Annotated in this window: 20 protein-coding genes; 5 read left to right on the top strand and 15 right to left on the bottom strand. The window is 66.1% G+C overall.

From position 1 onward, the window contains the following. The first annotated feature begins 132 nt into the window (after window positions 1-132). Complete coding sequence (locus tag ACWPM1_RS03890; RefSeq protein WP_455693527.1) at window positions 133-669, top strand: hypothetical protein; 537 nt, start codon at window positions 133-135, stop codon at window positions 667-669. A gap of 299 nt (window positions 670-968) precedes the next feature. Here ACWPM1_RS03890 and ACWPM1_RS03885 read toward each other — a convergent pair whose 3' ends face one another. Continuing rightward, entirely contained in the window at window positions 969-3,149 is a 2,181-nt protein-coding gene (locus ACWPM1_RS03885) for a hypothetical protein (protein WP_455693526.1), read from the bottom strand. Continuing rightward, window positions 3,146-3,586, bottom strand: a complete 441-nt coding sequence (locus tag ACWPM1_RS03880) for a DUF6766 family protein (protein ID WP_455693525.1) — start codon at window positions 3,584-3,586, stop codon at window positions 3,146-3,148. The genes ACWPM1_RS03885 and ACWPM1_RS03880 overlap by 4 nt, the downstream gene beginning before the upstream one ends. 183 nt (window positions 3,587-3,769) lie before the next feature. On the opposite strand from ACWPM1_RS03880, the gene ACWPM1_RS03875 reads away from it, so the two are divergent. Continuing rightward, a complete protein-coding gene (locus ACWPM1_RS03875) occupies window positions 3,770-4,378 on the top strand; it encodes an N-acetyltransferase family protein (protein WP_455693524.1) in 609 nt (202 codons plus the stop codon). Here ACWPM1_RS03875 and ACWPM1_RS03870 read toward each other — a convergent pair. The 6 genes from ACWPM1_RS03870 to ACWPM1_RS03845 all read right to left on the bottom strand — a co-directional run bounded on the left by ACWPM1_RS03870 (window position 4,365) and on the right by ACWPM1_RS03845 (window position 8,518). Beyond that, a complete protein-coding gene (locus tag ACWPM1_RS03870) occupies window positions 4,365-5,156 on the bottom strand; it encodes a LysR family transcriptional regulator (RefSeq protein ID WP_455693523.1) in 792 nt (263 codons plus the stop codon). The two genes, ACWPM1_RS03875 and ACWPM1_RS03870, sit on opposite strands and share 14 nt — an antisense overlap. Before the next feature lie 50 nt (window positions 5,157-5,206). Then, window positions 5,207-5,605 carry a Co2+/Mg2+ efflux protein ApaG gene (gene apaG / locus ACWPM1_RS03865; RefSeq protein WP_455693522.1) on the bottom strand — a complete coding sequence of 133 codons (399 nt, stop codon included), beginning with the start codon at window positions 5,603-5,605 and terminating at the stop codon, window positions 5,207-5,209. A 42-nt stretch (window positions 5,606-5,647) separates the two neighbouring features. Continuing rightward, entirely contained in the window at window positions 5,648-6,247 is a 600-nt protein-coding gene (locus ACWPM1_RS03860; protein ID WP_455693521.1) for a DsbA family protein, read from the bottom strand. Beyond that, a complete protein-coding gene (locus ACWPM1_RS03855; RefSeq protein WP_455693520.1) occupies window positions 6,247-6,975 on the bottom strand; it encodes an SDR family NAD(P)-dependent oxidoreductase in 729 nt (242 codons plus the stop codon). Before ACWPM1_RS03855 ends, ACWPM1_RS03860 begins: the two co-directional genes overlap by 1 nt. Further along, the gene (locus ACWPM1_RS03850; protein ID WP_455693519.1) at window positions 6,972-8,183 is read right to left on the bottom strand and encodes a trans-sulfuration enzyme family protein; all 1,212 of its coding nucleotides are present in this window, start codon (window positions 8,181-8,183) and stop codon (window positions 6,972-6,974) included. The genes ACWPM1_RS03855 and ACWPM1_RS03850 overlap by 4 nt, the downstream gene beginning before the upstream one ends. 128 nt (window positions 8,184-8,311) lie before the next feature. Then, window positions 8,312-8,518 carry a hypothetical protein gene (locus ACWPM1_RS03845; protein ID WP_455693518.1) on the bottom strand — a complete coding sequence of 69 codons (207 nt, stop codon included), beginning with the start codon at window positions 8,516-8,518 and terminating at the stop codon, window positions 8,312-8,314. A 156-nt stretch (window positions 8,519-8,674) separates the two neighbouring features. On the opposite strand from ACWPM1_RS03845, the gene ACWPM1_RS03840 reads away from it, so the two are divergent. Continuing rightward, window positions 8,675-9,949 carry a phospholipid carrier-dependent glycosyltransferase gene (locus ACWPM1_RS03840; RefSeq protein ID WP_455693517.1) on the top strand — a complete coding sequence of 425 codons (1,275 nt, stop codon included), beginning with the start codon at window positions 8,675-8,677 and terminating at the stop codon, window positions 9,947-9,949. On the opposite strand, the gene ACWPM1_RS03835 is transcribed toward ACWPM1_RS03840, so the two are convergent. The 5 genes from ACWPM1_RS03835 to ACWPM1_RS03815 all read right to left on the bottom strand — a co-directional run bounded on the left by ACWPM1_RS03835 (window position 9,950) and on the right by ACWPM1_RS03815 (window position 14,562). Next, window positions 9,950-11,077, bottom strand: a complete 1,128-nt coding sequence (locus ACWPM1_RS03835) for a glycosyltransferase family 2 protein (RefSeq protein ID WP_455693516.1) — start codon at window positions 11,075-11,077, stop codon at window positions 9,950-9,952. Further along, window positions 11,055-12,089, bottom strand: a complete 1,035-nt coding sequence (locus ACWPM1_RS03830) for a hypothetical protein (protein ID WP_455693515.1) — start codon at window positions 12,087-12,089, stop codon at window positions 11,055-11,057. The genes ACWPM1_RS03835 and ACWPM1_RS03830 overlap by 23 nt, the downstream gene beginning before the upstream one ends. Window positions 12,090-12,190: 101 nt before the next feature. Then, entirely contained in the window at window positions 12,191-13,249 is a 1,059-nt protein-coding gene (leuB, locus tag ACWPM1_RS03825) for a 3-isopropylmalate dehydrogenase (RefSeq protein WP_455693514.1), read from the bottom strand. Further along, complete coding sequence (gene recO / locus ACWPM1_RS03820; protein ID WP_455693513.1) at window positions 13,246-13,848, bottom strand: DNA repair protein RecO; 603 nt, start codon at window positions 13,846-13,848, stop codon at window positions 13,246-13,248. The genes leuB and recO overlap by 4 nt, the downstream gene beginning before the upstream one ends. Next, window positions 13,849-14,562 carry an arylesterase gene (locus ACWPM1_RS03815; protein ID WP_455693512.1) on the bottom strand — a complete coding sequence of 238 codons (714 nt, stop codon included), beginning with the start codon at window positions 14,560-14,562 and terminating at the stop codon, window positions 13,849-13,851. It lies immediately after the preceding gene. Window positions 14,563-14,593: 31 nt separating this feature from the next. Here ACWPM1_RS03815 and ACWPM1_RS03810 point away from each other — a divergent pair, with 31 nt between their 5' ends. Together ACWPM1_RS03810 and ACWPM1_RS03805 are read left to right on the top strand one after the other, a co-directional pair. Then, the gene (locus tag ACWPM1_RS03810; RefSeq protein ID WP_455693511.1) at window positions 14,594-15,289 is read left to right on the top strand and encodes an ABC transporter ATP-binding protein; all 696 of its coding nucleotides are present in this window, start codon (window positions 14,594-14,596) and stop codon (window positions 15,287-15,289) included. After that, window positions 15,286-17,796, top strand: a complete 2,511-nt coding sequence (locus ACWPM1_RS03805; RefSeq protein ID WP_455693510.1) for an ABC transporter permease — start codon at window positions 15,286-15,288, stop codon at window positions 17,794-17,796. The genes ACWPM1_RS03810 and ACWPM1_RS03805 overlap by 4 nt, the downstream gene beginning before the upstream one ends. A 48-nt stretch (window positions 17,797-17,844) precedes the next feature. Here ACWPM1_RS03805 and ACWPM1_RS03800 read toward each other — a convergent pair whose 3' ends face one another. Together ACWPM1_RS03800 and ACWPM1_RS03795 are read right to left on the bottom strand one after the other, a co-directional pair. Further along, window positions 17,845-18,303, bottom strand: a complete 459-nt coding sequence (locus tag ACWPM1_RS03800) for a DUF805 domain-containing protein (RefSeq protein ID WP_455693509.1) — start codon at window positions 18,301-18,303, stop codon at window positions 17,845-17,847. Window positions 18,304-18,418: 115 nt separating this feature from the next. Then, window positions 18,419-21,175 carry a TonB-dependent receptor gene (locus tag ACWPM1_RS03795; protein ID WP_455693508.1) on the bottom strand — a complete coding sequence of 919 codons (2,757 nt, stop codon included), beginning with the start codon at window positions 21,173-21,175 and terminating at the stop codon, window positions 18,419-18,421. Window positions 21,176-21,273 lie beyond the last annotated feature (98 nt).

Below are 21,273 nucleotides of genomic sequence, written 5' to 3'. Positions count from 1 at the left end.
TCATGATGCGGGTTCCTTGCGTCATGCCGCCGAGCCACTTCTAATCATTGTTAAGTATCTATTTTTTGAGGGAACGCCGAGTGCGCGAGAGGATTCCTAAGTCATCGGACGGGGATCAACCGGAGATATTTCATGGCACTTACCGCCTCTGCAGTTTTTGACAGTCAGGAAGAAGCCCAGCGAGCCGTCGCGGCGCTGCGCAACGCCGGCGTGGCCGATACGTCGATGTCGGTGATCGCGAAGCACGGCAACCGCACCACGACCACCTCGGGCGACGGCGAAGTCACCGACGACGACCACCGCAACCTGCTGCGCGGCATTCTCGGCGGCGGCGCGCTTGGCGCCGGGCTCGGCGTCGCAGCTCTGGCGATCCCGGGCGTGGGCCCGCTCGCCGCCGCCGGCGCGATCGCCGCTGGTGCGGTTCCCGAAGCGATTGGCGTCGGCGCGGCGGTGGGGGCGCTCACCGGCACGATCAACGAAAGCCTCAAGAAGCACGGCGTCAGCGACGAGGACGCCGACTACTACGGCGAGCGGATCAAGGGCGGCGGCGTATTCGTCTCCGTCGACGACAGCGCCGGCGCGGACCGCAGCCAGGTTGAGGACGTCCTCTACCGCTACGGTGGGCACAGCTCGACCCGTAGCCGGATCGCCGAGCCCGAACTGACCTGAACCGAAACGCCCCGCCGCATCCTTCCGGACGCGGCGGGGCGCTTCAACTGGAGGAAGCGTCGGCAATGAAGCGCTTGATCTGGCTGCTTGTCGGCGCCGCGGTACTGTTCATCCTCTACCTCATGATCGCCACCCCCGCGGGGCCGAGCATGCTCGCCCGCTAGGACGAAGGACCGATGTTCTTCTTCTTTTCGAACAAGCTCGGGTGCCTCGGTTCGCTGCTGCTCTCCGCGGCGATCACGCTCGGTCTGCTGATCCTCCTCGGTTGGGTGCGCATCTGAGGCCGCTCGCCGCCTCCATCACCAGCTGAGCGTGTAGGCCCCCTGCGCCGGCACCTCGAAGCGGCACAGCACCCCGGCGGAATCGGTGGAAGGCGCAACCGGCTTTCCGTCAGGCCCCCGGAGCGTAGCGCCCGGCGCTCTGCGCGAGCTGGCCTCCATCGCCAGCGATATCCGCGCAGTCGACCCCGTCGGGCCGTCGAGCGAGAAAGAGACCGCCTTCTCGTCGATCCGCGTCAGCGTGCGGACGAAATGGTCGCAGTAAAGGAGAAAGCCCGCCCCCTCGATCCGGTGGAAAGCACGGGTCGCGAAGACCATCGCCGCACCTGCGCCATAGATTTCCTGGCCCACCTGCCCGGCCGGCTGTCCGTCGGGATAGAGGTCCTCCACCGGAAACGAGAGCGCGCGGTCGATGTGCCCGTTGCGGATGTTGTCCTTCGCGACCCCGTCCTCGGGCAAGGCATCGGGGTAGTAGTACCACGCACGGTCAAGCGCGTAGCGGCAGTATTCGTTCACCAGCAGCCGGACCGCCGGGATGAGATCGGGGCCGCCCAGGTCGAGGTACTGCTCGAACGCGGCGAAGCTGTCGAAGCATTCGTAGATCGCCATGTAGGGGGCGTCCTGCAAGCAGGTAACTGCCATGAAGTTGCTGTATTCCTTGGCGATCCCGATATCGCTGTTCCACATCTGCGAGTTGTGGAAGAAGCTCGCGAGATAGACATAGCTCTGGGTGAGGTAGCGCTTCTCGCCAGTGATCCGCCACAGCTTGATGCACGCCGCCGCACCCCATGCCGTGAGGTTGGCCTGGTAGTTGAGATCGAACCGCATGCCTTCGGCGGCGTCGATCGCTGCCCTGGCTTCGTCGAGAAAGCGTCCTTCGCCCGATAGCTGGAAGGCCTGCAGCATTACCCAGGCGTACATTCCGCCAACGTCGGTCTGCCCGCGGTCGTCCGCCGCGACGGCCGTGATGACTTCGAAGGTGTCGATCTTGTACTGGATGGGCCAGCGATACTTGAAATGCCGCGCGGCCTTGATGCCGTAGTCGACGGTCGCGAAGAAAAGCTCGCGCGCATCCTCCTCCCCATCGAGCGCGAGGTGCGCGAGCATCGCCATCGGGTGGTAGAGATACCAGCTATCGACGGCGTCGGCATCCTTGTCCTTACTCACATCGGGCAGGTAGCGGCGCAGCGTCTGCAGTTCGCGGTCGTGGAAACCGGCGAGCCCATTGCGGATCTCGCGTTCGAGTGGATCCCGCTTGCCGCTCCACCGGCCCCAATCGTGGATCGCCGACAGCAGCGAGAGCTGCACCATCGAGTCCGGATTCTCGCTCACCGTATAGGGGTGGAAGTACGTGTGGCCGAGATGCTTCGTCCGCGCCTTGGGGCTCGAGCGCAAGTCGTCGAGCGTGCGGCCAGTGCGCTCGATCCAGTCGCGGTGGGCCGCGTTTGGCCGCTTGATCCGGCGGTAGATCGCCCCCAGCATATCGAGGAATTGCCACGCCGAAGCGGCTTCCTCGTCCTGCGGGAACCGGCGGACCATCAGGAACGCGCGGTTGAGCACGATCTCGCGGCCTCCCGGCAACGCCTTGCCGGTATCCTGCGGCTGGGTGGGCGCGAGGTAGCCGACTTCCGGCCACTCGCCGCCGACCGCGTTCTCTGGCTTCGTCCCGGTGGCCTCGAAGTAGGGGTTCAACGCGGTGAGATCCTGCACGTAGAGGACCTTGCCGAGATCGGGCTCGCGCAGTTCGAAATAGCACAAGCCGGTGTTGAGGCGCCGCTGACGCGCCTCGATCCGGCCCTTGGGCTTGTGGGCGCGCCCGTCGGGCCCCACCGCCACAAGATCGCGAGGGATAAACGGGACGTGAAGCGCTCGGTCGGGCCGGAAGCGGACGGTCAGGGTGAAGAAAGCCGCCTCGCCCTCGCACGCTTCGATGTCGATGCGGTGACGGCCGAGGTGGCTGATGGCGACGAAATGGGCCAGCCCCGAACCGTCGACCCGCTCGATCCGGGCGTCTTCAGTGAACAACGGCGTCCGCCAGGCGACCCCTCCCCCTTCACGGCCACGGTAGAAGACGACCCAGAAGTCGCCCTCGCTCACCCGCGCCTCCAGCTTCAGGTCGTTGTGATGCACCGTTGCGAAGCGCCGCCCGGCATCGAGGGCGCGCTCGCCTTCGCGCACTGCGAGGGAAGTCTCGGCATTCATGTGTTGAAGTCCTGCTCGTGCCCGTGCGGCTTGGCGTGCCCGCCGTGGCGAAGAAACCTTTCGTCGAGATCGCGGATGATCGCCTCGCCCTCGTCACCGCGTAGCCGCAGGAGGGCGTCGATCTTCGCCTCTAGCCGGTCGTCGTTCTCTTTCGACGAAGGCGAGCCGAGGTAGAGGAAGTAGGCCAGCCCGACGACCTGCCACAGCAACTGGAGGAATTCGGACTGCCAGTTTTCAAACGTGTCGCGGCCCATTTCGGTCAGATATTCGGCGACTTGCGGATCGGACCCGTGCTCGACCGCTTCGTCGACATAGGCTTTCCAGCCGAAGTACCAGTGAAGCAGAAGCGAGATCAGGAAGAACGCCAGGGTGATCCAGGCATAGGCGTACTTGCCTAGTACCCCCAGGCTGGCGGCTTTGTCCTCTGTGTTGGCCATGGTTGTTGCCCCTTATTGACCGCATGGTGCATCAAGACGCGGAGTGGCGTCAGGTTCCGGCGACCAACTTATGCTAGATTGTGGGCGCTATCTGTGGCTGCATGACCGCCTTTGCCGAGATTGCCCGGCGCGGCCGGCGATGCGACAGCAACACGGAGGGATCGCACCGCGCAGGAGACGGTCATGCCGCCGCCAGCTTCCGGCCGAGTAATTCACACCCATCTCACCGACGGGACGCGGGTGTGCATCCGCACCATCCGACCCGGGGACGAGGAAAGAATGCGCGCCGGCATCGCGCAGATGTCGATGCGCTCGCGCTACTTGCGGTTTTTCACCGCACTGAAGGTGCCGCCCGACCGGGTGATCGACCGGCTGCTCGACGCCGATGGGCAGCGCCATATCGCATGGGGCGCCATCGCCAGCGACCTGCCCGGCGAACCGGCTATCGGCGCGGTGCATGCCTACGCCGCGGACGAGGGCCGGGACCAGGACTGCGCCGAGTTCTCCGTCGCAATCGTCGACAAGTTCCAAGGGCGCGGATTGGGGCGGTTGCTGACGGCCACGATCCTTCTCGACGCAGCCGCGACGGGCTATGAGGAGTTCCAGGCCTGGACCCTGGCCGAGAATGCCGGCGCAATCGCCTTCGTCAAATCGCTCGGTGCGCAGCTTACCGGACGCGAAAGCCAAGTCCTCGAGTTTAACTTGCCGATCGAAGGGGCAATCGCCGCGCTGCGCGAGAACTGCGATCCCCCGGGGCTGGCTGAAGTGTTCGCGGCCTTCAGGCCTGGGTGAGAAAGGCGACCAGCGCCTTGACCTTCTTCTGCCGCCATTGCGGCAGCGGGGCGACCAGCCAATAGGCGCGGCGGCCCTCGTCGGGTCCTTCGAGGATCTCGAGGAGGCCACGGCCGACCGCTTCCTCGCACAGCAAGGCCGGCAGCATCGCCTTGCCGAGGCCCGCCACAGCGCTCGACAGCGCCTGGCCGGGGTTGGCGACGAGGACCATGCCTTCGGCGCCATCGGGAAGCGGCGCGCCCGGCCAGGCGATCCACTGGTCGGGCGCCCCGGGCGCGGCGACGATCACCCGTTGCGCCGGCGCGAGCTCGACCCCTTCGAGGTCGCCCGGCCCGTCCACCAGGCGAATGGCGACGTCGAGATTGGTCTCGGTGAAGTCGGCGTTCTCGTCGGCGATCAGCTGGTATCGAACACCCGGGTTGGCCGCGAGGAACTTCGCCAGCCGGTGGCTGAGCCACTGGGCGTAGAACTCGCGCGGGGCGGCAATGGTGTAGCGGTCGCTTGCCTGCGAGGCCTGCATCGCCTGGACCGATTCCTCGAACTTGAGGAACCCTTCGCGCAGCGCATCGAGCCCGGCGATCGCCTCGTCGGTGAGTTCGAGGCCCTTGCTGGTACGGCGGAAGAGCACAGTGCCCAGATGATCTTCGAGCGCGCGGATCTGCTGGCCGACCGCAGCCGGCGTTACCGCCAGCTCGTCAGCCGCGCGCGTGAACGACAGGTGCCGCGCCGCGGCATCGAAGACGCGCAGGGCGTTAAGGGGCAAGTGCGTGCGCTTCATGGCCGCGCGCCTTTAGCGCCCAAGCTGACGAAACGGTAGTATGTTTACTTTCACCCCGCCTCGGCCGGCGCCGCGAGCGGGAAGAAGGGGATGCGGACTTCGAGCGGCTGCCTGCCCGCGCGCTGGAAAGTGTAAAACCCCTCCATCGTGCCGTGCGGCGTGGTCAGCGGACACCCCGAAACGTAGTCGTGGCTATGCCCTGGCTCCAGCACCGGCTGTTCGCCGACGACCCCCTCGCCATCGATGATGCTGACCCCGCCGCGTCCATCGGTGATGCGCCAATGCCGGCTGACCAGCTGCACGCGCTCGTTCGAGCCGTTCTCGATGCGGATGTGGTAAACCCAAAACCACTTGCCGTCCTGCGGACGCGATTGTTCGGGAAGGAAGTTCACCGCTACCCGGACGGTGATCCCGTCGGTGATCGCGGCGTGCTGGAACAGCTGTTTCATCGTAGATCAAAAGTAGCGTGGCGCTGGCGCGGTGCAAGGCCCTCAGGCCAGTTCTTCCTCAACTTGGGCGAGCCGTTCCTTGCCGAAGAACATTTCGCCGCCGATGAACCAGGTGGGTATGCCGAACGCGCCGCGCTCGACAGCGTCGGCCGAGTTGTCGATCAGCCGCTGCTTGACCAGAGGGTCCTGCGCCGCGGCGGTGAGTACCGGGACATCGAAACCCCCGGTTGCCAGCTCGGCCGCGAACGCCGCTTCATCCGACACATCGAGCCCGCGTTCCCAGATTGCCGTCAGCAAGTGCTCGGCAAGACGCGCGCGCTCCTTCCCGTCGACAGCGAGCAACATCCGCTGCGGCGTCACCGTGCTGAAGGGGAACCGGGGGTTCATCGCGAACCGCGATAGGCGGTGCTTCTCGATGAACCGCCGCATCTCGAGCATCGAATACTCGACCTTGCCCTTCACGTCGGCGTCGCGGACCATCGGCGGGGCGTTGCCGGTGAGCTTGTGCATCCCGCCAAGCAGGACAGGCGTTATTTCGAGCGTGGCGCCGGTGCGCGCGACAACCTCCTTGAGCGGCCACCACGCGAGGTAAGCGTTCGGACTGATCACATCGAAGATGAACTCCAGCGTCTTTCCGGCCATCAGAACGTCTCTTTCCATGGCCGCAGATCGAGCTCGTGGGTCCACACGTCACGCGGCTGCTTCCACAGGCGGACGTACTCGGCGGCGATATGCTCGGGCTGGAGCAGCGCGTCCTCGGCCAGCCGCGCCTCCCAGTCGGGGTAGAGACCGCGGATAAAGGCGCCGTCAACTGGGCCATCGAGCACCACGTGCGCGACGTGGATGCCCTGCGGCCCCAACTCGCGCGCCATTGACTGAGCCAGTGCGCGCAGCGCCGCCTTGGCTCCGGCGAAGGCGGAATAGCCTGCGCTCCCGCGGACCGATGCGGTCGCGCCGGTGAACAGGATCGTGCCCCTCCCGCGCGGAACCATCACGCGCGCCGCCTCGCGCCCCGCGAGAAATCCCGAGAAAGCCGCCATCTCCCACACCTTGCGGTAGACCTGCGCGGTCGTCTCACGGATGCCGAAACGCACGTTCGCACCGATGTTGAATACCATGACTTCGAGCGGCCCGACCTCGGCCTCGATTGTGTCGACCAGCGATACGGTCTCGGCCTCGTCTCGCGCGTCGCAAGGGAAGGCGCGCGCCTTTCCCCCGATGGCTTCGATCTCGGCGACCAAGCCATCCAGCTGATCAGCGTGCCGCGCGCGGCGGGTGACGCAAGCCGTCAACCCCTCGGCGGCAAAGGCATGGGCAAGGCTGCGCCCGTTTCCATCTCCCGCGCCGACGATCAGCGCGGCGCCCGTCACAGGCCGGCGGCCTCGAGCGCCCGATCGAGATCTTCCTTGAGGTCGTCGAGGTCTTCCAGCCCGATGTTGATCCGCAGCAGGCCTTCGGTGACGCCCATCTCGGCCCGCGCCTCCGCGCCCATGTTGGCGTGGGTGCTGCTGGCGGGATGGCAGGCCAGGCTGCGCAGGTCGCCGATGTTGTTGGAGATGTCGATCAGCTCGAGCGCGTCGAGCAGCGCGAAGGCCTGGGCGCGGCCACCGGGGACCTCGAACGCGAAGATCGGGCCGACACCGGCGGGCATCTGGCGCACCGCGAGCTCGTGGCGCGGATGGCTGGGAAGCCCGGGGTGAAGGATCCGCTGCACGCGCGGCTCGATGAACTTGCCGACCTCGATCGCCGCGGCACTCTGTGCCCTAGCGCGCAAGTCGAGGGTCTCCAGACCCTTGAGCACCACCCAGGCGTTGAACGGGCTGAGGTTGGGCCCGGTGTTGCGCTGGAACGGCAGGAGCTTCTCGTCGATGAACTCGCGGCTGCCGCAGACCGCTCCGGCGAGGACGCGTCCCTGGCCATCCATCAGCTTGGTCGCGCTATAGGCCACCACGTCCGCCCCGAACTCGAGCGGCCGCTGCAAGGCAGGAGACGCGAACGCGTTGTCGACCACGGTCACGATGCCGTGCGCGCGAGCCAAGTCGCTGACGAAGCGGATGTCGACCACGTCGAGTGTGGGGTTGGCAGGAGTCTCGTAGAAGAACACCTTGGTGTTCGGCCGGATCGCTTGCTCCCACTCCGCGTCGACCCCACTGTCGATCACGGTCGTTTCGATCCCGAAGCGCGGGCAAAGGTGGTCGATCAGCCATCGGCACGAGCCGAACGCGGCCCGGGCGGCGACCACGTGGTCGCCTGCCGAGAGCTGGCAGAGCAGCGCAGTGGTCATTGCCGCCATGCCGCTCGCCTGGGTGCGGCACGCCTCGGCGCCTTCCATGAGCGCGATGCGTTCTTCCAGCATCGCCACCGTCGGGTTCTGGAGGCGGGAATACGTCATTCCTTCCGCATCGCCGGCGAAGCGATCCGCTACCGTTTGCGCGTCGTCGTACGTATAGCCGGAGGTGAGAAACAGGGCTTCGCTGGTCTCGCCATGCGCCGACCGCCACGTCCCGCCGCGTATCGCGCGGGTGGCGGGGCGCCAGTTTGCCGTGGCGGCGCGGTCCATGCCGGTGGTCTTCTTCATCGCGGGCGCAGCTCTAGGGGCGACGTCAGAGCCAGCGCAAACAAAAAGGCCTGTCGATGCTGAAAGGCCCGCAAACGAAAAGCGGGGCCGCCAGGGCCCCGCTTCGTATCAAGAAAGGCAGGCTCGCCTTACGGGCTGACGGCATCGTCGTCGTCGAGCAACAGGATGGCGCCGACCACAACCGCGATCGCGATGGCGATCCACAGCAGGCTGCCGGCGAGTTCGCTTTCCTGAGCCACAGGAGCGGCGCTACGTTCAGCAGGAGCCGCCTGCGCGGCGACCGGTGCGGCAACCAGCGCAAGCGCTGCCATTGCGGGCGCGAGAACATTCCTCATAACTAAATCCCTCATTAAAATACGCCAACTTTGGCTTTGAACCGACTGAGTGAGTATCCTAGGTTCGTTCCCGTTATTTTACAATCGCAAAAAAACCATGAACTTGGGCACTGCGCACCTTTTCCTGCTCGTGCCCGAAAGCTACCAGCCCCACCGATGACTGAGGCACCGCACCACCCGCGCGATCCGGTACACTGGGGCGCCGGCATCGCCCTCGCTTTCCTCGCAATAGTGGTCCTTCGGCTCGGAATTCCGACCAAGCCGTACTTCGACGAAGTCCACTACCTTCCAGCTGCCCGCAGCCTGCTCGATGGCAGTGCCTGGCTCAATCGGGAGCACCCGATGGTCGGCAAGGAGTTGATCGCAGCCGGCATCGCACTGCTGGGCGACAATCCTTGGGGCTGGCGTCTCCCGAGCGCGCTAGCCAGCGTGGTCGCGCTCTACGCATCGATGCGCGCCTTGTGGCATGCCTCGCAAAGACCCTTTGCGACGATCGCTTTCGGCGTGCTGCTGGCGAGCGGCTTCTTCCTGTTCGTGCATGCCCGGATCGCCATGCTCGATGCGTTCATGGTCGCTTTCCTCGCGGTCGCGTTCTGGCAGAGCGCCGCGGCGGTCCGCGAGCCCGAACACGGCCGGAGAAGCTTGGCGATCGCGGGGATAGCCCTCGGACTCGCGCTGGGTGCCAAGTGGAACGTGATTCCCCTCGCTCCTCTCCCGGGCCTGGCGTTCCTTGCGGCTCGCATGGGAAGTGTCGGCTGGCGCGGCCTGACTACCCGCCGCGCCCCACCGATCCCAGGCATGCGGCTGGCCGAGGCCGCACTCTGGCTCGGCGTGGTGCCGCTGGCGGTCTATGCCCTCACGTTTCTGCCGGCCTATCTCGTCGCGCCCGATCAAGTGCCGACGGGCGGGCTGATGGGCATTCACGAGATGATGCTCCGGATGCAGGAAAGCGTGGTGAAGACGCACCCGTACCAAAGCACCTGGCCGGATTGGGTGATTGACCGCCGGGCGATCTGGTACCTTTACGAATCCGTCGACGGAGCGCAGCGGGGAGTACTTCTGATCGGCAATCCGTTGACAATGCTGGCCGGATTGCCCGCACTTCTCTGGTGCGCCTGGGCCGGGATCATGCGCCGCCGGTGGGATGCGCTTGGCGTCACGCTGATCTACGTGGCCAGTCTCGGGCTGTGGATGATCGCCGGGAAGCCGATCCAGTTCTATTACCACTATTACGTGCCGAGCATGGCGTTGCTCGCGGCGCTCGCGCTCGCGCTCGACCAGTTGCGGCGCAATGGTTGGCACGTCGCGGCATGGGGCATCCTTGCCGGTTCGCTCGCGGTGTTCGCCTGGTTCTACCCCATCCTTTCAAGCGCCCCGCTGGACGGCGGACGGGCATTCGAAAAATGGATGTGGGTGGACAGCTGGCGCTGACTAGAACCGGCCCCAGACGAAACGGCTGGAAAGGGCATAATTCCACACTGAGCCGATGACTATCCCGGCCAGTGCAGCGAGCACCCAGTGGATGCCGCGACCCTGCAACAGGCTGGCGGTGGCCACGTTCGCCAGCGCACCAACTGCGCAAGTGGCGCAGAAGCCCAACCATCCCTTTAACCACGCATTGAGGGCAAGAAGCCGCTGGTCGCGATAAGTCAGCCGGTTATTGAGCCAAAAGTTGAACGTCATCGCCGCAAGCGTCGCGCATACGGTCGCGAGCGCAAACCCTTCTCCGGCGAGGCGATAGAAAAGCGTCAGCACAGCCATGTGCACCGCCACACCCATCGCCCCGACCGTACCGAACAGTGCGAAGCGGCTGGGAATCACGCGGCCGAAGGCGCGGTCGTAGAGACCGACGAGGAATTCGAACGCCACCGCGCCATCAAGCTTGCTCTCTCCGGCCTGCCTCTCCGCGAAAGCGAGAGGAAACTCCTTTACCTTGAGCGGCGGATCGGCAGTCGCCAGTAGATCGAGCAGGATCTTGAAGCCGATGCCGGACAACCGCGGCGCTACGGCCCGCAGGGCCTCCGCCCGCAGTAGAAAATAGCCGCTCATCGGATCGGTCAGTTCGATCCCTGTCACCTTGCGCGCGAGGCGATTGGCGAGACGGCTTCCCTTCTCGCGTGTCTCGCTGGAGAGCCCTGCCGCGCTTCCGCCCGACACGAAGCGGCTGGCGACGGCAATGTCACACGCGCCGCTCTCGACGGCAGAGCGCATGGCCGGCAGCAGCACCGGATCGTGCTGATGATCGGCATCCATCACGGCCACGAGCGGCGCGGCAGTGGCGCACATCCCCTCGATCGCGGCGCTGGCGAGCCCACGCCGGCCGAAGCGCTGGATGACCCGCACGCGCGGGTCGCCGCGAGCGAGCTCTCGCGCGGCCTCGGCAGTACCATCGGGGCTGTCGTCGTCGACGATGACAACCTCCCAACCGCAAGGCCCGAGCGCCTGCTCGATCCGCGTCATCATCAACTCGACGTTGTCGCGTTCGTTGAACGTCGGCAGCACGACGCATAACCCGAGGTCGGTACCGGGCGAGGACTCAGCGCTTGGCGTGGGTGGCATCTACGGCGGCCTGGCAGAGACTTCGAAGCGACATTGGAAGGAAGACGAGCCCCGCGAACACAATGGGCGTGACAATCAAACCCCAATAGAAATTGCCGTCCCGCCCGGCGATCATGAACGCGGCGGCATAACCCAGCAATAGCAATGTAACAGTGGCGCCGGTCGTTGTGCGCCACCCTGTCCAGCCGAGCAAAGCGAGGATAGGTATCGGTCCCGCGATCGCTATCGGCAGTGCATGCAATTGGCTCGACATGACGACATTGGCGGTCCAGCCCGCCAGGCCGCGAAGCGTCAGCCAACTCGGACCCGCCAGGTCAGCGGTCGTGGTATGGCTGGCAGCGAGCGCATGATGATACGCAAGCATCGCTACGAACATGGCGGCCAACACAGCCCATGCCGATGCTTCCTTCCAGTCCCGGCGCCACGATGCCATTGCGCCCATCAAGAGGACAAAGGGAAGAGCGAGTTCCCGGATCGCCAGGGCCAATGCCGCGACCCCTAGCGCCGCCTGCCACCGTCCCGGCCGGTGAAGCGCAAGCGACAATGCGATCAAGCCGCCCGCCCACAATTCGTGGAGGACGTGGTAGTAGGGGTTGAGCAGCAGCGACGATCCGGCAAGGATCAGCGCAACCGCGACTCGGCGCTGTGTGCCGACCAGGCCTTCGGCAGTGCAACGGCGCCACCAGGCGATGCCGATCGCGGCAAATAACAACGAGGATGCCACGATCGATCCGAGAATTCCAAGGCGTGCCTGAACGACCGCCAGCGTCGGCAAACGAAGGGCGAATCCCGGCCGAACCGGAAACGAGCGCGCACGCTGTTCATCCACCGCTGCGACGTAGTAGTTTTCGCCGCTGGCCACGCGCCGGACAATGGCATCATACAACCGCAGGTCGGCATCGCGAGCATTGGTCGCCTCGGCTGGCGATCTCGCCGAAGGGGCGGTCGGTGAGGCCGGATCCACGGTCGGACGGATAGCGGTCAACAGGATCAACGCCAGCAACGCGAGCATGACGAGCCGCGCCGATGCCGCGCTCCAATCGGAAAACCTGTGCGCCGTGAGCATGGCCTCGTTTGGGCCCGGCTTGGTTAAAGCCGCCTAAAGCAGCGCGACTAAAGTCGCGCCAGCACGGCGCCCCCAATCTCTTCCGTGCTCGCATCCCCGCCGAGATCCGGCCCGCGCACCCCTTCCGCCAAGGCCCGGGCCACGGCGGCCTCGATCCGTGCCGCCTCCGCCTTGCGCCCGAAAGAATGGCGCAGCATCATCGCCGCGGAGAGGATAGTCGCCATCGGATTCGCCTTGCCTTGCCCGGCAATGTCGGGGGCGCTGCCGTGGATCGGCTCGTAGAGGCCGAACGTGCCGAATTCGGTCTGCCGTTCTCCGAGCGCGGCGCTTGGCAGAAGGCCGATCGAGCCCACGCACATGCTGGCCTGGTCGGACAGGATGTCGCCGAACAGGTTCCCGGTCACGATGACGTCGAAGCGGCCCGGTTCGCGAACGAGTTGCATGGCCGCGTTGTCGACGTACATGTGTGCGAGCGAGACGTCGGGATATTCACGCGCGACCTCGATTACAACGTCCCGCCAGAGCTGGCTGGTTTCGAGTACGTTCGCCTTGTCGACCGAGCACAAGTTGCCCTTGCGGCCCTGTGCCGCGCGGAACGCAACGTGCGCGATGCGTTGCACTTCGTCCTCGGCATAGGACATGAGGTCCCATCCGCGGCGCCGGCCATCCGGCAGCGTATCGGTGCCCTTATCGCCGAAGTAAACGTCGCCGTTGAGCTCGCGGACGATCAGCAGGTCAATGCTGCGGGCGATCTCGGGCCGCAGTGCGCTCATGCCTTCGAGGCCCGCGAAAGTGGTCGCAGGACGCAAATTGGCGAACAGGCCGAGTTCGGCTCGCAGGCCGAGGATTGCCTGTTCCGGCCGGAGCGGCCGCTCTAGGCCGTCACACGCCGGATCGCCAACCGCCCCGAACAAGATCGCATCGGCCGCTTGTGCCATTTGAAGAGTCTCGACCGGCAGCGGGTGTCCTTGGCGATGGTAGGCTATCCCGCCCACATCGCCTTCGAAAAATGTCAGTGCGGGCAAGTCCAGCGTTTCGAGCACCCGGACGGCTTGCCGCGTGACTTCTGGGCCGATCCCATCACCCGGGAACACTGCGACCTTCATGCCCTCAATTTCTCCAGTCGCTCGCCCAGGATGGCGCGGGCGGCCATACCATCGCTCCTCCGGTCAGCAAGCAGGTAGCGCTCGAGCGGAGCTGCTCCCCGGGCAAACATTTGCAGGAGCGCCTCAAGGTCCGCTTCTGTCGCGGGTTGGTCTCCGCCGTACCCGAGCTCGCGCAACAACAAGGCCTCGTAGCCAACGAGGGCGCGCAGCCACCCCCGCGCCGACGGGGCGTGGCAGATCGCATCGAGCGTGGCGCCGAGCGCTTGGTACAAAGCCGGGTAAGGATTGCGCTCCGGCAGCGCGAGGGCGGTCAGCGCGGTCACCCAGCCGATTGCAGAGGCCGCGAGCGGCTCGCCGAGCCAGGGGCCGCGGCTCTCGGTCAGCTCGAGCTTGAGGAACGGCAACTGACTGTCGTTCCTCGCCGACAGTTCGCCGGCGACGCGGTTGCCCGGTATCACCACAGGCCGCAGCCGGCGTCCGCGACCGCCAGCGACATAGCCCGCGACCATCCCGAATTGCTCGCTCAGCACCCGCGCGATGACCGCCGTCTCGCCGTGCTGGCGAGCGGCAACCACGATCGCGGGGAAAGTCAGATGCACTCAACCGGCCGCCGGCAGGGCCTGGGCGATTTTGTCGGCGGTCGCATCGACCAGCACCTCGACGCCTTGCGCGGTGGGGTGGACCCGATCCGCCTGCAGCAGGCTCGGGTCGGTAAACACCGCCTCTGTGACGAACGGCACCAGCTTGGCTCCGTACCGGTCCCCCAGTTCCGGGAAGATGGCGTCGAACTGGGCCTGCCACTTCGCGCCATAGTTGGGAGGCGCCCGCAGCCCCATCAGCACGGCCGGAATTCCGCGTTTCTTCAGTTCATCGAGCATGGCGGTGAGATTGGCGCGCGTCTGCTCGGGCGGGAGCCCGCGAAGGAGGTCGTTTCCGCCGAGTTCTAGGATGACGAGATCGGGCTTGGCGGGCTGGCTGTCGAGCGTGAATGCCAGCCGCTGGCGCCCGGCGGCCGTCGTGTCGCCCGATACGCCTGCGTTGGCGATGCGGACGTTGCGACCGTCTTCGCGCAGCGCGGCTTCCAAGCGCGACGGATAGGAGAGCTCGGGGTCGGCGAGGCCGTATCCGGCAAACAGGGAATCGCCGAAGGCGAGCACGCGCACTTCGGGGCCGGAAACATCTGCCGTCGCATTGGTAGGCGCGCTCTCGTCCGGAGCCTTCTGGACGGGCACCTCGGACTGGCACGCCGCCAGCGCCATCGAGACCCACGCTATCGACAAGCCACCTACCCGCATCGACCAGTTCCTTCGCATTGTTGCTGCCTCACCCCAGCTATGCCATCGCATGGACGTGACAACCTCTATCTCGGCGATTTCCGCCCGCAACCTCACCCTGACCCTCGGCACCGCTGCGGCACCCGTCGAAATCCTCAAGGGGATCGACCTGGAGGTGTGGCCGGGGGAAGTCGTCGCGCTGCTTGGCCCCTCGGGTTCCGGCAAGTCGAGCCTGATGGCGGTTCTGACCGGGCTGGAGCGGGCCAGCGGCGGGTCCTTGGCCGTGGCCGGCGCCGACTTTGCCGGAATGGACGAGGATGCGCTGGCGCACGCGCGGCGCGGGCGGATCGGTATCGTCCTTCAGGCCTTCCATCTGCTGCCGACGATGACCGCGATCGAAAACGTCGCCACTCCGATGGAACTGGCAGGGATGGCCGGCGCGCGTGAGCGGGCGAAAGCCGAGCTCGAAGCCGTAGGGCTCGGCCACCGGCTCGACCATTATCCGGCGCAACTCTCGGGCGGAGAGCAGCAGCGCGTCGCGATCGCCCGCGCCACCGCGGCGCGGCCGGCGCTAATCTTCGCCGACGAGCCGACCGGCAATCTCGACGGCGCCACCGGGCACTCGATCGTCGACCTGCTGTTCGAACAAGCAGCCGACACGGGCGCGACGCTGCTGGTAATTACTCACGATCCGGAACTCGCTCAACGCTGCGGCCGGGTCATCACTCTGGCCGACGGACGCATCGCGAGCGACGTCCGCGCATGACTTGGCGAGCAGCCTGGGACATCGCGCGCCGCGATCTCAATGCGCGCTTTAAGGGGCTGCGGCTGCTGCTCGTTTGTCTGTTCCTGGGCACGGGGGCGCTGGCGGCCATCGGCACGCTCACCGGCACGATCGAGCGCGAACTGGCAGAACGCGGCCGCGAGTTTTTGGGCGCGGACGTCCAGGTCTCTCTCTGGCAGCGCGAGCCTAACCCTGACGAACTCAAGGCATTGGCCGAACTTGGCACCGTCTCGCAGGGTCTGCGGATGCAGGCCATGGCGACCACCGAAGTCGCCGCCGCACCGGTGGAGCTCAAGGCCGTCGATGACAAGTGGCCGCTTTACGGGCGCGCAACACTGGTCGGGGGCAAGACCGTCGGCGCCCCGCCAGCTGGACAGGCCTGGCTGGCGCAGGGCGCCGCAGATCGGCTCGGTGTGCGGCCGGGTGATCGGTTCTCGGTCGGTACCGAAGAACTGCGCGTCGGAGGGATCCTCGATCAGGAGCCGGACAGGCTCGGCGAAGGCTTCCAGCTAGGTCCGACCGTGCTGGTGCGCGCCGACGTGCCCGCTGCCGCCGGGCTCGCCGCGCCCGGCGCGATGTATCGCAGCAAGACCAATGTCGCTTTCACCTCCGAGCGCGATGCCGAAGCGGCCGAGGATACGCTCAAGGTTCGGTTCCCCAACGCGGGTTTCGAAATCCGGACCCGCGACCGCGGGGCGCCGGGTGCCGACCGTTTCGTCGGGCGGATGGGCGAATTCCTCACCCTCGTCGGGCTCGCGGCCCTCGTCATTGCCGGGATCGGGATCGGCGGTGGCGTGTCGTCCTATCTCGATGCCCGGCGCCAAAGTATCGCCACTTTGAAGGTGCTGGGGGCGACCAGCAAGGACATCGCCAAGATCTACACGCTGGAAATCGGTGCCGCCGCCCTCGCAGGAAGCGTGGCGGGCATCGCCGCGGGTGTGGCGCTGACGCCGCTGCTGGCCAGCGCGCTCGAAGGGTTGCTGCCGGTGGGGCGCGGCATTGCTTTCGCCCCGGGAGCGCTGCTCACCGCGCTGGCATACGGGCTGCTCGTCGCACTGGTGTTTGCCGCCCCACCGCTGATGCGAGCGCGCAAGTTCCCGGCGATGGCACTGATGCGCGAACGGGTTTCTCCGCTAGCCCGGGACCCGGCCGCGCTGATCCCGGTCCTCGCCGGCCTCGGAGCCATCGCCGCCCTATCTCTCGGAACGGCCCGCGATCCGCTGCTGACCGCCGGGTTTCTCGCGGGCGCCGCGGGGGCCCTCGCGCTGCTGGCGCTCGTGGGCTGGGGCATCCGCAAGGGCGCCGCACGGCTACCGCGCCCGCGCGATCCCCTCTGGCGCGCGGCACTGGCCAATCTTCACCGACCCGGATCGGCGACCGGTACCCTGGTGACAGCGCTCGGCTTCGGATTGGGCGCGTTCGTGCTGCTCGCCGCGGTCCAGACGAGCATAGACGGCACCATCTCGCGCCGCGTTCCGGAACGCGCGCCGGATTACTTCGTGCTTGATCTGCCCAAGACGCAGGCCGCCGCATTCGGCGAACTGGTCCAGAAAAGCACGCCGGGCGCAGTCGTCCGCACGGTTCCGGCTTTGCGGGGCGCGATCCTCGCCTACGGTCCGAAGGATTCGATGACCCGCGTCGCCGACCTTGGTGAAGACCTGCCGGAAGGCGCATGGGCTTTGCGCGGCGAGCGCGGGCTCACTTATGCGCCCGACTTGCCGCCCGGAAACACCGTCATCCAGGGCGAGTGGTGGCCTAAGGAGTACACGGGGGAACCGCTCGTCTCGGTTGACGAGGAACTGGCCGGCGCCGTCGGCCTCGAAGTCGGCGATTATCTTACCATCGGTGTGCTCCGGGTCGAGCGACAGGCACGCATAGCCTCGCTGCGTCGGATCGACTGGCAGACGATGGGCTTCAACTACGTGCTGGTGTTCAGCCCCAACACCCTCGCCGATGCGCCGCACAACCTGGCCGCCACCGTGGAATTGCCGGCATCGGCAGACAAGGGCGGTCTTCTGCGCTCGCTGGTGCGCGCTTTTCCCTCCTCCAGCGTGATCGAGACGGGGCCCGTGTTGGTTCAGGCACGCGAACTGCTGGGCCAGGTCGGGCTTGCGACCCTCGCGGCCGCGTCGGTTGCGGTCTTGGCCGGGCTTGCCGTCCTGCTGGGCGCGATAGCGGCGGCTCGCGCTCAGCGCACTTACGATACCGTGGTGCTGCGGGTCCTCGGCGCCAGCCGGCGACAGGTACTGCTGCTGGCGCTGGCCGAATATGGAGCGCTGGCCGCTGTGCTGGCCGGCGTCGCGCTGGCGATCGGGCTCGCCGCGGCCTGGTTCGTCGTGACCCAGATGTTCGAGTTCGACTGGCTGCCCGCATGGGACGCGGTGCTCGGCGTACTGGGCGCGGGTCTGGCGCTGGTCGTCGCTTTTGCGCTCGCCGGCGCACTCCCCCTGCTTCGCGCCAAGCCCGCGCAGGCCCTGCGCGAGTTGTAAAAGGAACGGCCCGCTGCCGAACGGAGCGGGCCGTCAATCGTCGCCCGCTCAGGCGAAGGTTTCGGCTTCGCCCTCCCCCTTTGGATCAGGCCCGAAGCGGTTGGGCCCGACTGTTCCCGGCAATGCCATGAGCACGACGAACGCGATCGAAATGATGAACCCGATGTACGGGATCATCCCTCCGACGACGGCGCCCAGATACCACCATCCGGACATGTCCCGGTCATGCAACCGGCGGACAGTGACCGCTATGCTCGGTATCAATATGGCCAGGATGTAGAGCAGTATGAGCAGGCCCATGCCGCCGAACAGGGCAGCCAGGCCCGCTGTCGGATCTCCCGCCGCGTCGGCCTCTAGCACGCCGGCCGCTCCGCCCGCGCCGAGTACGACGAACATCAGCACCGTGACGACGATGACGTTCAGCAACGTGAACATCCAGTACTCCATCCGGCGCGAGCGGCCGCTGAACTCCGCGTAGCGCTTAAACGGCAGGATCATCCATTCCATGCGAAGTACTCCCCCTTCGTGTTTCCGGATGACAAGGAATCACAAGCGGGTGGCAGGCGCAACAAAAAAGGGCCCCGCGAACGGGGCCCTTCCTGTTTGGTCGATCGCGCGAAGCTCAGAACCGGAAGCGCGCGCTGACGCCGTAAGTGCGCGGCTGATTGGTGTAGCCCGACACCGAGCCGTCCTGCGCGGTCGAGTCGAAGATGCCGGTGATGTTCCGGTCGTCGAGCAAGTTGCGGCCCCACACAGTGAGTTCGAGGCCCATCTCCATCGCGTAGGTCAACGAGGCATTGAGGTCGTTGACCTCGCTGCGGAACGGGCGCGCCGCGGCGAGGTTGCGGGCGAGTCCCTGCGCTGGTGTATCGGTCGCCAGATCGAAGCCGAGAAGGCCTTCGGCCACCTGGACGGGCGCCTGGTAGCTGAAGTCGCCGCGCGCGATAATGCGGTCGCCGTTGCCGAGCTCCTGATCGTATTGCGCGCCAAACACCGCCGACAGCTTCGGAATGGTGACGATCTCGCGACCCGACAAATCGCCAAACACCGAGCCGGTGTAGACGTCGTACTTCGGGTCAAGATAGGTCATCGCCAGGTTGAAGGTCAGCTGGTCGGTCGGGCGGACGTAGCCGTCGAACTCCACGCCCACGGTCGACTGCCGCTCGGCATTGCCGAAGGCGAATCCGGTGCCGGTGAACACGTTGGTCTGGAAGTTCTTGATCGACTGCTTGAAGAAAGTGAGGTTGGCCGCCGCCAGACCCCAGTTACCCTTCAGGCCGAGCTCGTAGACTTCCGAGTTCTCCGCCGCGGCGAAACGCGAGCCCGCCGACAGGTTGGTCACCGCGATACCCTGGGTAATTAGCGCCGTGCGATCGATCGCCGTCGGCCGGCTGTCGCGCGAGAGGTTGAAACTCGGCGCCTTGTACCCCGTCGACCAGCTGACATAGGCGTTGAGCGTCGGCGTAATCTCCCCGGAGAGGCGGGCGGTCCAACTCCAGTCGCCGTCACGCGTGCTGCAGCTTTCCACCGCGTTCGGGCAATTCTGGAACGGCGGCAGGAACTGCAAGGGACGAAGCGCCAGCAGCGGGTTGCCGACCGTCTGCGGGTTGGTATCGGCAGCCGCCTGTTGCTGGGTCAGCGGCGCATTCAGCTGCGCGAAGGCAGTCACCCCGGTCTGAATCTGACCGAAGATGGCGGGCTGGGCCGCGGCGAAGGCGCCGATTTCAGCGCCTGTGGCAAGGCGCCCCAGACCGAGCGCGGTGCCGATCTGGGTGGCCAGTGCCTGCTGGAAGATCGCCGTTTGACCGACCGCAACCAGATTGACGCTCGAGAACACGTCGGTGCTGTTCGAATTGGTCACCACGTCCTTGGCGTCGTGCGTGTAGTTGGCGCCCAGGGTCAGCGTGATGCCGTCGGTGATCTCGAAATCGACGTTGCCGAACAGCGAGTACGCCTCGTTGTCCTGGCGCATCTCGTTAAAGAAGCCCTGCCCGGCCTGGAAAAACCGGTTGATGTAGCTGGTGCCAGTCAGCGCGGTGATGGTTGCCTCGATATTGTCGACCGCGGCGTCGTTCGGCGGGCTCGTGATGGGGCCGCCAATCAGAATGTTCGCATAGTTCCGGAAGTCGGCACCATAAACGATCTGGTCGGCCGAGCGCGCCTTCTCGTTGAAGTAATAGCCGCCGACGAGGAAGTTCAACGGACCATCGAAGTCCGAAGCGAAGCGGAGTTCCTGCGTGAAGGTCTTAAGGCGGACCTGGCCGATAGTGGCGCCGGTAGCGAGCCGCGCACTGGTAAAATCGACGTCCTGGTCGCCGTCGAGCTTGGTGTCGCGATAGGCGCTAATCGAGGTCAGCGTAACCGCGCCGAGCTCGAGATCACCCTGACCCGACACGCCCCAGTTGCGCACGTTGCTGAACGGCACGACGTCCGAATAAATGACGTCGGCGCCGGGATCGAACGGCGTCGGATTGACCTGGCCCCCGATGGCATTGATCGCCGACGTCGCCGCTGAGCGCTGCAGGTTGAATGCCGCGCAGCACTTTTCCTCGATCTTGTCGTAGTCGCCGATCACGCGGAATTTGAAGCTGTCGCTCGGCTCGAACAGCAGCTGGCCGCGGGTGAACCAGCGGTCGCGGTTGTTGACATCGTCACCGTTGAACAGGTTGGTGACGTAGCCGTCGCGCTTGTTGATCCCGGCCGCGACCGAAGCCGCGATGGTCTCGGTGATCGGGCCCGTTAGGTAGCCCTTCACCACCATGGCATCGTAATTGCCGTAGCTCGCCTCGACCATGCCGCCGAAATCGAACTGCGGCGACTTGGTAACGATCGAGATCACGCCGGCGCTGGCGTTCTTGCCGAACAGCGTCGACTGCGGCCCGCGCAACACTTCGACGCGCTGGATGTCCGGAAGATCGCTGATCTGAGCGATCGCGCGGCTGCGATAGACCCCGTCGACGAACATCGCGACCGACGGCTCGAGGCCGATGTTGTTGCCGCTCGTGCCGAAACCGCGGATCGAATACGTCGTGGCGAACTGGCTCTGGCTCTGGGTAACGCGCAGCGAGGGCACGACTGAGGCGAGGTCGGCAATATCGCGGATTTGCGCGCGCTCGATCGTCTCGGCGGTGGTCACGCTGACCGCGACCGGGGTTTCCTGCAGGGTCTGCTCGCGCTTGGTGGCGGTGACGATGATCTCGTTACCGGTCCCGGCGTCGGCCGCGTCGTCGATGTTGTCGCCATCGCTGTCGGCCGCGGCTTGCGCTTCCTGCTCGTCGGTGTCTTGCGCTTGGGCAATGCCCGGGAAGGCGAGCACGGCAGCGCCAGCCAGCAGGGCGAAGCGGGCGTGTCCGGCGAAGCCGGCGGATTTCTTGGTCATGGGGGTTATCAGATCCTCGTCCTTATGGGCGCCCGTCCTCGCGCGAACCCTCGCGCAGGCGGAGCGACCCGTAGCTGACATATGAGTCAATACGGCGA

It is taken from the genome of Tsuneonella sp. HG249 (genome assembly GCF_053819205.1).
This window is presented reverse-complemented; position numbering and strand designations above follow the sequence as displayed.